The 12,000-nt window shown below is 42.3% G+C and carries 12 protein-coding genes; 4 read left to right on the forward strand and 8 right to left on the reverse strand.

The genetic code is table 11. The features are described from left to right. Positions 1–117: 117 nt before the first annotated feature. The 4 genes from LC065_RS02035 to LC065_RS02050 all read right to left on the reverse strand — a co-directional run bounded on the left by LC065_RS02035 (position 118) and on the right by LC065_RS02050 (position 4,390). On the reverse strand, positions 118–1,647 hold the full coding sequence (locus tag LC065_RS02035) for a BCCT family transporter (protein ID WP_226593734.1): 1,530 nt from the start codon (positions 1,645–1,647) through the stop codon (positions 118–120). 109 nt (positions 1,648–1,756) lie between these two features. Then, positions 1,757–2,980 (reverse strand): MFS transporter, encoded by a 1,224-nt coding sequence (locus LC065_RS02040; protein ID WP_226593732.1) that lies wholly within the window; start codon positions 2,978–2,980, stop codon positions 1,757–1,759. A 250-nt stretch (positions 2,981–3,230) separates the two neighbouring features. Then, positions 3,231–3,602, reverse strand: a complete 372-nt coding sequence (locus tag LC065_RS02045; RefSeq protein ID WP_226593730.1) for a VOC family protein — start codon at positions 3,600–3,602, stop codon at positions 3,231–3,233. Between the two features lie 56 nt (positions 3,603–3,658). Further along, entirely contained in the window at positions 3,659–4,390 is a 732-nt protein-coding gene (locus tag LC065_RS02050; RefSeq protein WP_226593728.1) for a ZIP family metal transporter, read from the reverse strand. Between the two features lie 260 nt (positions 4,391–4,650). Here LC065_RS02050 and LC065_RS02055 point away from each other — a divergent pair, with 260 nt between their 5' ends. Then, positions 4,651–5,448: a CsxC family protein gene (locus tag LC065_RS02055; protein ID WP_306163719.1), complete on the forward strand. Its 798-nt coding sequence runs from the start codon at positions 4,651–4,653 to the stop codon at positions 5,446–5,448. Between the two features lie 52 nt (positions 5,449–5,500). On the opposite strand, the gene LC065_RS02060 is transcribed toward LC065_RS02055, so the two are convergent. The 3 genes from LC065_RS02060 to LC065_RS02070 all read right to left on the reverse strand — a co-directional run bounded on the left by LC065_RS02060 (position 5,501) and on the right by LC065_RS02070 (position 8,664). Further along, positions 5,501–6,901 (reverse strand): hypothetical protein, encoded by a 1,401-nt coding sequence (locus LC065_RS02060; protein WP_226593723.1) that lies wholly within the window; start codon positions 6,899–6,901, stop codon positions 5,501–5,503. 67 nt (positions 6,902–6,968) lie between these two features. Beyond that, entirely contained in the window at positions 6,969–7,700 is a 732-nt protein-coding gene (locus LC065_RS02065) for a CsxC family protein (protein WP_226593721.1), read from the reverse strand. 187 nt (positions 7,701–7,887) lie between these two features. Then, complete coding sequence (locus tag LC065_RS02070) at positions 7,888–8,664, reverse strand: CsxC family protein (protein ID WP_226593719.1); 777 nt, start codon at positions 8,662–8,664, stop codon at positions 7,888–7,890. Positions 8,665–9,089: 425 nt separating this feature from the next. On the opposite strand from LC065_RS02070, the gene LC065_RS02075 reads away from it, so the two are divergent. Then, complete coding sequence (locus LC065_RS02075) at positions 9,090–10,280, forward strand: ParM/StbA family protein (RefSeq protein ID WP_226593717.1); 1,191 nt, start codon at positions 9,090–9,092, stop codon at positions 10,278–10,280. An 11-nt stretch (positions 10,281–10,291) separates the two neighbouring features. After that, positions 10,292–10,660 carry a dehydrogenase gene (locus LC065_RS02080; protein ID WP_226593715.1) on the forward strand — a complete coding sequence of 123 codons (369 nt, stop codon included), beginning with the start codon at positions 10,292–10,294 and terminating at the stop codon, positions 10,658–10,660. Between the two features lie 106 nt (positions 10,661–10,766). Here the strand turns inward: LC065_RS02080 and LC065_RS02085 are convergent, their stop codons facing one another. Beyond that, positions 10,767–11,324 (reverse strand): CotY/CotZ family spore coat protein, encoded by a 558-nt coding sequence (locus LC065_RS02085; RefSeq protein ID WP_226593713.1) that lies wholly within the window; start codon positions 11,322–11,324, stop codon positions 10,767–10,769. Positions 11,325–11,484: 160 nt separating this feature from the next. Between LC065_RS02085 and LC065_RS02090 the strand changes: the two genes are divergently transcribed. After that, positions 11,485–11,988: a hypothetical protein gene (locus LC065_RS02090; RefSeq protein WP_371933387.1), complete on the forward strand. Its 504-nt coding sequence runs from the start codon at positions 11,485–11,487 to the stop codon at positions 11,986–11,988. The last annotated feature ends 12 nt before the right edge of the window (positions 11,989–12,000 follow it).

The raw sequence follows: 12,000 nt of genomic DNA on the forward strand, positions 1-12,000 counted from the left end.
TTACATATATAGACAAAAATAACCTATTTTCATCATAGTACACTCCGGACTAAATGAACAGAAAGCCACATCCCATATAAAAACCCCTCTTCATAGAATTATGAAGAGAGGTACGGTTTATCTTATATTATTGCTCCATGCACAATCTTCATCAATCATCCGCTTCGCAGCGTAAATGAGGATGAATTGAATAATGATGACAGGTAGACCCATTAACCCTGAAATGACTTCCAGCGGTGCCAATCCACCGATCCTCATCAGAACAAGGGCAAACCCAGTAATAATGGCAGCGATGATAATTCTTAATAGCTTCGGTGGTTCAAACTTACTCATGTCCCTTGTACTTGTGTAGGCGGCTACGGTATACGTGGTCGAATCTAGTGTTGTCGTCAGGAAAATGAGAGCGACAATCATAAAAATAATGATAGCCACTTCACCGAATGGAAGAGTAGAAAGAATATCCGGAATCGCAGCCATTCGGTCATTTTCTTTAACTAGATTCAAAACGGAAAGATCCCCAGAAAGGTAGCGATGGACACCAAGTCCACCGAGCACCCCTGTCGCTATCCAGGAAATCAGTGTTGGCGCGAGCAAGTATGTCAAAATCATTTCCTTGATTGTACGCCCTCTGGAGATCTTTGCAGCAAACACACTGTGCAGCATCGCCCAAGTCGCACTGTACGCGTACCAGAAAACGGTATTACTCTGAATATGCGATGCTTCTCCCTGGTGAACAGAGTCTGTATTCAGCGACATATTCAAATAATTGGATAATAAGAACGATACGCTGTCCGAGAAATAATTGAGAATGAACACACCAGGTCCGCCAATTAAAATAAACACAGCAAAGAAACCTGCAATATACATGTTCCACGTACTCAATCTCTTGATTCCCCTCTCGATGCCGAGATAGGCACTTAACGAGAATAAAAGCACCCAAATAATTGTAACGGTAATCGTCAGGGTGAAGTTCACTTCAATTCCGAACAAGTGAGATAAATTCTGTGTAATAATCGGTGCTCCAAGACCTAACGTTACAGATGCACCTGCAAGAATACTGATTAAAAACAAAACATCCAGCATTCGGCCTCCGATGCCATCTGTAAACTTATCTCCGAACAGCACCCGGCACGCTTCTGAAATTCTCATTAACGGTCGCTTGCGGACATGAAGAATGTACCCCATGGCAGGTGCGATCATGACAAAAATGGCGAATACTTGGAAGCCCCATAAAAACATACTGTAAGCATTTCCCCACAGCAATGCTTCGGCGGAACCTGCTTCAACCCCGGCAGGTGGATCGTTAGCTACAGAAGTCCATTGCAGCATCCCTGTCCGCATGATGGTCGAACCGACGCCCATCGCAATTAAAATGGAGGCATATTCAAATAGTGTAAAACGGGGCTTTTCTTTGGGATCACCTAGAACCACCTGTCCATATTTAGAAAAAGATAAATACAACCCGGCTGCCACTAAAATGACACCATACCAAAGATAACCCCAACTGAAGTTATTCACGATAGAATCAAAAATGGCATTCAGCAGTTCCAGTGATTCTGCCTCATACAAGGCAAATGGAATGCTGATGCCAATCATTATGATTAATGATGGAACAAAAATTTTATAGTCGATCAACTTCTTTCTCATCCAATCCTCCTAAGTTATGTAAGATTCTCCTCCCTTTCTACCCGCTGGAGCCTTATCCATAACTTAAAAGAAACAATTTTCATATCATCATTTGGATGATGATTTTCTTCTATTTCACTCTCTTCAATTCTTGAGCGTTCTCCACACCTTGACCATCTTCTTGTTCCTCATCTTCCTCCTTCTTTATCTGCTCATAACGCTGGCGCTGACGGTATCCATAAGTGGAAGAAAGAACCACCTCTTCTTTTTCAAGTACAGAACCGAGTGCTCCAATAATCGTAGAAACACTCGTTGCGGTCCAGGCGATATAAAAGTAATTGACGTACCCTGCGTCACCCGTTAACTGTGACTTCAACATACCCATTGGAATGAAGGCAACCACCGCAAGAGAAAAGATAAAGAACAGAAGCATATAATACAAACTGACAGAAACCAAAAGTGTCAATACTGTAACCCCGTTATACAGCTTTCGTAAATAGGGTGCTCTCTTGTCGTTCGGTTTTTCCCATAGTTTATGAGCAATGATGATCCACCCGACCATCGCCACTATGGATACAACCGAAAGCATGAACATGCGCCATATGCCGTAATTGTTGCTCAGATTCCATAATGTCGGGAACACCAGGGCATAAGCACCTGTCGTAAAAGCAAAAACGATAACTTTCAGGAAAGCCGGAAACATGGCCCATGGACGATTGGCACGAACCATACCAGTCAACAGCCGCAAAGCGCCACTGATCCGAGACTTCACAGTGAACCGGACATCGATGTTTGAATCCTCTTCGTGAGGGGTTTCTCTCTGGATCGGTGAGAGCCATTCTAACCCCCTTTTCCCCATCAGTCTTGTTGAGCTTTTATTTCTCAATTCTTCATGCTGGTCATCATCTTTCGACTGAATTCTATGTTCTGCCTGCTCGCGTTCTTTGTCAGAACTGCCATAATAGATTTCATTCACAAGTTGTAAAATAGACTCTCTGACTCTTTTAATCATAGGAGTTGATCCAAGACCCGGCAGACTAATCAAAGCAACATGTCCATCTTCATACGCTTCCGCTACAACCGGAAATTTCCCTTTGAATAATGGTAGGTCAGTCAGACATACAGCAAAGTCCCAGTTTTTCTTTTTACTTCTGTCCATCGTCGCTTCCAGAACATCCTCTGAGTTTTCCGTAACTCCTGTAAGCGCATCGACCGTATATTCCACTTCCCAGTTGTAATTGTCTTCCACATAATAGCTGAGGAGCTCAGGAAGTTCTTTTACCAAAGCCTCTCCTAATTCTTTAGGATATCCTGGCGCTGTAATTAACCCCAGTCGTTTTTCTTCTCGTCCCATAGCCTTCCCTCCAAATCCCTACAAAAACGATTTTTTAAAAATATATAACCGTAATAAAAGATTTTAAACGGAAAAACATGACACGATCCATGAAAACATAAATAACCTACAGCCCTTATCAATTGGGGCTGTAGGTTATTTGTGTTCCTACATAGTAAAAAAGATCTCTATTACTCGCCGAATTGTTGTATTTGTTCGAGGAGGCTTGTAAGCTTGTTGGATTCATGTACTTCTTATATGAAGCCATCCACTATTTGTTAAACTCAATAATATTTCCATCTGGGTCACTGATGTAAACCTGGTGCCATTCGGTTTTGTTCTCAGGCTTGTTCAGCATTTCCACACCATGTTCATCCAAGCGGTGAATGAAAGCCTCCATATCCTTCACCCTTACTGCAAAATGTCCATCCCGGGAATCAATTTCTGTTGTTCCACGGAAAGTTCGTCCTTCCTTATGTACAATAAGATGAATCTGTGTGGATCCAACCTGATACCATGCACCAGGAAAACCAAAATCAGGGCGATCCGGACTCTCTTCAAACCCTAATACATTTCCATAAAAGTGCTTCGCTTTTTCGATATCCGATACTAATAAGGACACGTGGTGAATACCTTCGTACATCTCTCTTCCACTCCTTTTTCCTTTTCTATCAGTGTAATCGAAATGAAGACGAGTAGCTACCTGAACCACTCCACCACACCGATCATACTGAGAAGCCCCAGCAAGAAGGAAAAAGTAGCGAGCCTTTCATATCCATGACCATGTGTTTCCGGTATCAATTCTTTATATACAATGAATAACATCGCTCCAGCAGCAAATGCGAGACCGTATGGAACGAGAAACAAAGCGATATGAACCATAAAAAAACCAAAAACACTAGCTAAACATTCAATGGCTCCTGTTAAAAAGGCCATCGCCACCCCTAACCATTTGCGCACGCCCTGATTTAACAAAAACAAGGCGACAAGAAAGCCTTCCGGAGCATTCTGCAAGCCCATTGATAAGGCGACGACCAGGCCAAGATTTTCAACTTCACTCGCCAAACTTGCTCCAACAGACAGACCTTCCGGAATATTATGCAAAGTCATAGCCGCAACGAACATAAGCCCCTGCTGAGGCAGTTTCACATCACTTCGTTCATGATCAAGGTCGATGTGAGGAATAATGTATTCCAATACGTTCAATAACAAGGCACCCACAAGAACTCCAAGACAGAGCACATACAAATTGGTTAACTTGAGCGAAGCAGGAATCAATCCGTAAGTCGAAGCTGCAACCATAATCCCCGCTGTATAAGCAAGGATGCTATCCATGCGCCTGTGTGAAATGCCACGTATGAATAGTACAGGGAGAGCTCCGACACTTGTGGCAAACGCCGACATCACCATTACCCATAAACTCCACTCCATAGCATCCCCCCCCTGTTATGGACAAAGCTTTTTTTCTACCCTATGACCAAGCCCCCCGAATTAGACTCCCCCTAAGCGTGCAGTTCGAAATTTTCACAACGTTCATCTCATAGTTTTAGAGAGAAAGCACCTATTTTTACAGCCTATCGTCACTCGTCCATTCACCTTCGTTAATAGAGACATATAGTATTAATGAGTCAAAAGGAACTTGTCTGAAAGAAAGATAGACTTTTGACAAAAAAATAGAAGGAGTGAACAATATGAGAAAAAACACAGGATGCGGAAATGGTTATGGACAAGGTAAAAAATGTCCATCTCTATCTAGTGATGTAGCTAAATCAAGAAGTTTATCTACAGAAACAGAAGAGTTCTCTACTGATGATAATGAAAAAACAAGAATTCTTGGTGATGTGTTGATCCAGTCTCTTACTGAGGCGGACTTCAAACTACCATCTTATGCTAGAGCCATTAAAAACATCGAGAAGAACGTTTCCTTGACACAGTGTAAAGCGATTCCCGTTGTCGGAAACCCTAGGTACGTGAAATTGTTTGTTGAAGGGGTCGTACACAAAAACATCCAGTATGTGGAAGATGGGTATGGATATGTCAAAGACTACAGCATCGATATCCCGTTTAAAGCGTACGATCAGGTTGAACTTGCAAACGACGTCCAGTATCCATTCGATTTCCCATACAGCGTGAAAGACAACGTCCTCGAACGCCGTGAGCTTGCCAAAGACGGCATGGGCGCCAACCGTTGCGAATTCGGTTCTTTGACATTCGAAATCAACAACGAACCAATCAAATGTAAACTTCTCGCTTCTGCTGTAAACCAGTGGGACATTGTGCATCATTTTGATAACTGGGGACGTTTCAACAAAGTAACGGAAAAAATGGACATTAACCTTGTCATTAAATTGACCCAAAAACAACAAGATCTCGATTTCCCACCAATTCCGCCAAATGGCGATAATGGTGGAGGAGGAGAAGCTCAGGCTTCTACAACTCAACAACAAGAAACGGTTTACAGCCGCTTCCGAAAAATCATCGGTCAATAATAAAGAAGAGAAGCTCCTTGTCGGGGCCTCTCTTTTTTTATAGTAAACAAAACTATATACGTACATATTGTTTTTGCAAAAGGTCATAGAGAATTTGAGCGGATCCTTGAATGTAGAGTTTCCCATCTGTCACAGAGGCATCACTATGACTGACGAAGCGTACACTTTGCGCTTCTACTTCCACCTGTTCAACGAAGGTTTCAACAAACTCATAGTGCACGTTTCCTGTCCCGTCACACTCAAAAGTATATTCCTTCCGATCTGAATACGGAATCTGCGGATCGCTCTTCCAATCTACACCCACTGTCTTCTCCCAAGGTACCGTCTGTCTGAGCTGCTGCAATGATTCACCATTGTCATAAATGACCTCCACCATGAGTACACCGCTAAGAAAAACATAAGAAGATGGCAGAACAACCGTTTCTTTTTGAGAGTGAATAGATAAGTGTATTTCTATGATTTCGCAAAGATCATCAGGAATATTCAACGTTTCCATAAGGTCCACTTCGACCATCTTAGTAGACAATAAGACGGGCACTTTCACGGTCATGTTCCATGAGGAGTTTGACGATTCTTCCACTTCTTCACAAAGGAATTCCAAAGAAGAAGAACTCTCCATTACTTCCTGCTCGTGCACACATAGAGATTCTTCGTCCCCTTCCAGCGTACAAGATGAGCTTTCATCCAGAGGGAGGATTAATGAAGATTCTTCCTCCTCGTAAGACCATTCGATTTTTTCTGACCAGGAACTGGATTCATCCAGCATGGAGCAGACCTCATGACGGAAGTTGTCGGATGGGTGTTCATTCCTTGGCTTTTCTACTGACATGTCTTCCTTTGGATAACCGAAGTCTTTCTCTTCCAAAATGATATTTTTCTGAGCATGGTAGTGATCCTTAAAATCTTGCCGATGGTCCGAGGACTCTTCCATGGAAGACACGATATCCGTCAAGATGGAGTAGTCTTGGCGATCATTTTCTACCATCTCTTGAGGATCGTTCATAGAACTCCAGTCTGGACTAGGATCCTCTTTTAGTAATGCTAGTATTTCCGGAAGGAACGGGTTGTTTTTCTTCCTTTCCCTATCAGACTTCGTGGGAAGATGGTCCAATGATTCATCAAAAAAATCAACCCTGTTACTGGTACCTTCGACTATGGACTTCTGATCTTCCCGGAAGGAGGACATCCGTTTTCGGTTCTCCGCTAATCCATGTTCTTCCGTTTCTTCATCCAAAATTTTGGAAGGTGGGGAAATGACGGGTCGAGGCATTTCTCCACCTGAGTTGTAAGGAGAATAGATTTCATGGTAATTAATGGAAGAAGAGAGGTCTTCTTCGAATTGAAAATGACGGGGAGGGATATCTTTCCCACGCTCTTCCTTTGTTTTCAATGGTTTGGGATGGGATCGTTTCGTCCAACGTGTTTGATTGAACTTGATTTCATCTCTTTTCATATTACTCAGAAAGGTGCTTGCCTTTCAGCATCCTTTCTCCCCTCCTTTCTATCATAGACTTCACTCATCAATCATCATTGGAAGCTGAAGCTACGCGTATTTGCTGGTCCTGGAGAACTTTCAAGTAAATATCAAGCACCATTTTTTCTTCGACTTGAGTAAAGTACCCTTCATTGAATGGTGAAGAACCCGGAAGAGGTTGACGATCGATGGCCTCATCCCATTCGATGATCTTACTGGAAAGAAGCTCACAATAAGGAAGCTCATTATAATATTGGCTGCTCTCCTGGTGATATTGAGAAAGATCACTGCTCAACAGTTCATCCTTTTCAGGGAATCCAGAAGGTAAGGGTTGAGATACGGCAAAATCAAATTCTTCACGCTTATTATTTTTCGGCATGACCGGCATGGATAAGAAGTCTTTGACTTCAATCACCGTATCGAATGGAATATCAACGGTAAACGAATGGAGATCCGAAGCGACCGTCGTATCCGTGCTCATTTCAATTTCGTTCGATGGACTTGCATATTGGATATTTTTACGGACAAATCCTTTAATGAATAGTTTTTTTGTCGGGAGTAGCAAACGACATTGAGTCAAGGCGACTCTTTTCTTAATGTCTTTAATTTCAAGAACAGGTTCTGGAAAAGTGATGGTTTCATTTATGTTCAGCTGGACATTGAGTTCGGCGAGAACGACCGGCACCTTTGTGACGATTTTGCCTATGCTCACATGAGGCTTGCATGGCTTACAATACCCTTTTTCACACTCATAGGAATCGTTATGTTTATCAGACATTCGATGGCCTCCTAAACGAAAGATATCCCCATGGTATGTAGAAGAACTGACAATGTCTGGGCTCTTATCTCGACTTTGAGATACGTTCAAGCCAACAAGCTGAAGGAGGATGAACCATCAATCGCCTATGAAATAAAATAAGAAAACACGATCCCTTATAGGGGACCGTGTTTTGATGTTCAGGAGATTATCCGTTTCCGTTTCCATTTCTGTCTAGTTCGACTTGTTGCTTTTGCAAAACTTTGATGCGGAATCGGACCATCATTTTCTCAACGATGTGGTGGAAGTAGCCTTCATCAACCGGACCGTATGAATGGCGGTCTGTTGCTTCATCCCACTCGATGATGTCACTTGCGACAAGCTCACAGAATGGAAGCTCGTTGTACGCTTGTGTGCTCTCCTGGTGGTACTGAGAAAGATCGCTGGATAGATATTGATCTTTTTCAGGGAATCCTTCACCAAGGTCCTGAGCACGGAAGAAGTCAAATTCTCTTCTTGTATTCGCTACAGGAAGTTGAACCAATCCTTGAAGATCTACAGTCGTCATGCAGTCAAAATGGATTTTAGTCGTCAATGACTTCATATCAGATGATACACATTCGCCTGAAGCACCGTACACCGGGCTAGCATATTGAATGTTTTTACGGACATACCCTTTGATGAACAATGGGAATTCTCCGTCGGTGAAAAGATCGTCGCTGCCTGTTGACGTACGAGTCATCAAACGACATTGAGTGATTACCACTCTTTTCTTAATGTCTTTGATTTCCAGTACAGGGTGCGGGAACTTAATGTTCGCTACAAGATGAGTCGTAACATCATAGGCTCCAAGTTCTACAGGAACTTTGATTGTCAGTTCATCTGCAGGGTTTACCGGAGTATCCGCTTCTGAGTTTGTGCAATTGTCAACTGAGGCTGAAGCATTAAGGTTTACACATTTATCGTGACAATTATCTTTTTTCATCACTATTTTCCTCCTTTATATTAACCTCACTGTATTCTATGCAATCTACTCTATTAAGCATGGTCATTTGAAGGAGTATAAACGTGGAACTTTGACCAAGTCATCTCATTTTAATAGATATCACCTGTAGTCTTTATCTACTTTCATTAAAAGTTTCTTATGTTGTAATCTCTATCTTCTCTCATTAGCATGGTTTACACTCTCTTCGGAACAGTTAACACATCCTTTGGCGCGGTTCGCACTAACTTTGGTGCGATTCGCACTCCCTTTGGCGCGGTCCGCACTCCCTTTGGCGCGATTCACACTCTCTTTGGCGCGGTCCGCACTCCCTCACAGTCTGATTTTTGCAGAGTTCGAGACAGGAAATTGGGTATTCGCACAGGGACTGCCTCTTCTACATAGGTTGTAGAATGAGGAGGTTGAAAATGAACAGAAATAATTTTCTTGCCGTAGATGTCGGAAACAGCTGGTACAAAGCGTTGGTATCCGATCAAGGGGAAACGTTTGATTATCAGATGCCGAACGCAATCGCCTTGTTTGATGAGGAATTTTACGAAAAACCGTACGATGAAGAAGATGTGGATCTTGAGGAAAATTTGATCGTTGAAATCAAAAGCCCTTCCATTCAGGATCGACGCGAGATCTTTTATATCGGTAAGTCAGCGATGCAGCAGAAAAACGTCAGCTTAACATCATTCAACAATCAAAAAGTTGACGAAGAACGCACGTACATCTTACTTTTTGCAACCGCTGCGTATCATGCATTATTGACGAATCCTGCTGAGGGGGACCTGCAATTTACGATTGATCAGCTGGCGGTATCGTTACCTACAACCCAATACAAAGAGAAAAAGAATCAATTCAAACAGCGCTTGATTGGAAATCATACGGTCATTTTTCATAAAGTTCCTGGTATAAGAGAACCGAAGGAAGTCGCGGTCAAAATACAAATTGAAGATGTCATCGTAGGTGCTGAAGGAGCCCTTGCCTACTTAGCTTTGACAAGGGATCAGGAGACGCTCATGATCTCGGACGACTCACTCGTAAAGGATTCTTTCAAAGGCATCCTCATCGGTGACCTCGGTGGAGATTCTGTGGACTTTGTAGGGATCAAGAAAAATAAACCGGTGGCATCTGTCGAAGGTGAGCCATTCGGCATCAACCAATTCCTCGACCATATCATACAAAAAGTAAGTAAAAATGAAATGTACAGCTTCAATTCACGGTCGGAGCTTGAAGAAAAACTCGTGGCCGGACAGTCCGAATGGTATGTTGAACCATTCGCGGGAGTACGAAAAGATATAAGTAAATACATCACCCCACAGATGCGTTTGATGGCTATCAAGTATCTTGAACATTTCGACCGGGTGAGAAGCCGTTCCATCGAAATTAAGGGTGCCTCCCGTTATATTGCGGTTGGTGGCGCCGCTGAAATCGCTGAAAAACATATCAAAGAAGCAGCCGTGAAATGGAATGAACGCGGCCGTCCGATTGAATTACTTTTCCCTGAAAACATGTCGCAATTGAATGTCCAGGGATTGATGATTCTTGCTAAGATGCAGTGGATCAGCAAAAACAAAGAATATGCGGACGATTACGCTTATATCAAAAGTTAGAGGGTGAAGGAATGTCAAACGTATATCACGATTATTTTAAAGAAACCGTGCTTACGATCCCTGATTCCTTCATTGACATAAAGTCAGGAGACCAGCACCCGGTCTCCGCTGAAATTAAAGAGGAAATAGCCTATCATGCAGAAAATAACACCTTGAATCATTTGATTTTCTCTGCCTTGAACCACTACTTTCATAAAGCGGCTGTTTCTCAGCCAGAGGGTACCAATGGGGTCTTGTCTGAATTGCTGGAAATAAAAAGGTTGCTTGCGGGAGGTTCTTATCAAAGACGGAATGGACCACTATCCATCAAGAAACCCACTGGTTCTCAGGAGATGGACCTTCAGGAAATCGAGGATCTGTTAGAAGCTTTCGGAGGGTAAGCATATATGTACAGAAGGTAGGCTGCTGAAGCTACCTTCTTTTCTTTTACCGGTGAACGCATAGGAAAGGTAAGTTAATGTTTCGTCATTTAAAAGAAGACGTGTTTTACAAATGAACCGCTGGCAGGCAGGTAATCGCACAGAAACATGATAAATCCACAGTGATGCAGATGCCGGTTCCGATGAGGTCATTCAAGCTCTTATGGTCTAGTTGATGACAGGCAGACCCGTGCTTGCTGTGACAATTCTTCGGATGCTTTTCTTTCAAGTCTGACTTAAAGTCAAGAAGCTCAAGAACCGCACAATCTTTATTCAATTCTTTGATCTTAAAAATGTGGGTATGGATACACTTGATTTTTTCTTTCTTAGAATGACAGGAATAAGTAGCTACCCCCGTGCCTTTGAAAGGTTCACAACCGCAATATAAAAGGAAAGGAATCGTGTTTTTCTTCACACGCTTCTCTCCTAGAAGCTCATTGATTGATTGCTGGCAAGATGTGTAGCAATCATCTTTTTTCACTTTCTTTTGCGCATAGAGAATCGCCTCTAATACTTCTTCTACACAGTTTTTATAATGTTTCATTTTATGTTGTTTATCTTTTTTTCCACAGCACCCACCTTTAGGGTGGTGATCATAGTCATAGTCATACGCTCGGTAACTCATTTTTTCACTCCTTAATGATTCAGTTACCGTATTATACGTGTGGAGATGATTTTCGTTTGATATGTGCGCCCACAGCAAGGAAATTTCTTCACCTTCAGAAGATGAGGGTTCCTCCTGGTTACACCACCCTACAAAAGTCCCGTTGTAGGACTTTTTCATTATGAGCGTATCGTACCTTGGTTCACTTCTTTCCTTCACTTATACTAAGAATAATAGAAAGGAAAGGTCAGTGATTTTCATGCTTTACATACGGCAGGTTGAAGATATTATTAAGGAGACACTGCTTGAACATCAACTGGACATCAATTATGAAATCAATAATAAACTTCCAGCCCCTATGAGTTATAATGTATCTACAAATACAGTGAATTTTAACTATCTACAAATCAATGGATATATGAGTAAAATAAAAGTAAATGAACCTGAAGAAAACATTGTGAGAATCATCCTCTATCATGAAATCGGCTACTACCTGACATTTAAAAAACATAGACATGATCTGCGCACACTTATGTACGGTGAAGATCAGGAGATTGAAGAGCTGAAGTCAGTCATTGAAACGAATGCATGGAACTATGGCCGTGCATTGGTTCCCGAACATCTGGTTGAAACTTACGACCTTGTTCGGGAAAAGGACGAGAGCCTTCTGCAAGGGTTGAAATAAAAAATTCCTTTA

Origin of the sequence: Halobacillus litoralis, from assembly GCF_020524085.2 — a bacterium.
Taxonomy (GTDB): domain Bacteria; phylum Bacillota; class Bacilli; order Bacillales; family Halobacillaceae; genus Halobacillus; species Halobacillus litoralis_E.

Excerpts from the sequence above, each read along its gene's own strand:
- LC065_RS02035 (WP_226593734.1), bottom strand. The coding sequence starts at position 1,647 with ATGAGAAAGAAGTTGATCGACTATAAAATTTTTGTTCCATCATTAATC.
- LC065_RS02040 (WP_226593732.1), bottom strand. The coding sequence starts at position 2,980 with ATGGGACGAGAAGAAAAACGACTGGGGTTAATTACAGCGCCAGGATAT.
- LC065_RS02045 (WP_226593730.1), bottom strand. The coding sequence starts at position 3,602 with ATGTACGAAGGTATTCACCACGTGTCCTTATTAGTATCGGATATCGAA.
- LC065_RS02050 (WP_226593728.1), bottom strand. The coding sequence starts at position 4,390 with ATGGAGTGGAGTTTATGGGTAATGGTGATGTCGGCGTTTGCCACAAGT.
- LC065_RS02055 (WP_306163719.1), top strand. The coding sequence starts at position 4,651 with ATGAGAAAAAACACAGGATGCGGAAATGGTTATGGACAAGGTAAAAAA.
- LC065_RS02060 (WP_226593723.1), bottom strand. The coding sequence starts at position 6,901 with ATGAAAAGAGATGAAATCAAGTTCAATCAAACACGTTGGACGAAACGA.
- LC065_RS02065 (WP_226593721.1), bottom strand. The coding sequence starts at position 7,700 with ATGTCTGATAAACATAACGATTCCTATGAGTGTGAAAAAGGGTATTGT.
- LC065_RS02070 (WP_226593719.1), bottom strand. The coding sequence starts at position 8,664 with ATGAAAAAAGATAATTGTCACGATAAATGTGTAAACCTTAATGCTTCA.
- LC065_RS02075 (WP_226593717.1), top strand. The coding sequence starts at position 9,090 with ATGAACAGAAATAATTTTCTTGCCGTAGATGTCGGAAACAGCTGGTAC.
- LC065_RS02080 (WP_226593715.1), top strand. The coding sequence starts at position 10,292 with ATGTCAAACGTATATCACGATTATTTTAAAGAAACCGTGCTTACGATC.
- LC065_RS02085 (WP_226593713.1), bottom strand. The coding sequence starts at position 11,324 with ATGAGTTACCGAGCGTATGACTATGACTATGATCACCACCCTAAAGGT.
- LC065_RS02090 (WP_371933387.1), top strand. The coding sequence starts at position 11,485 with ATGAGCGTATCGTACCTTGGTTCACTTCTTTCCTTCACTTATACTAAG.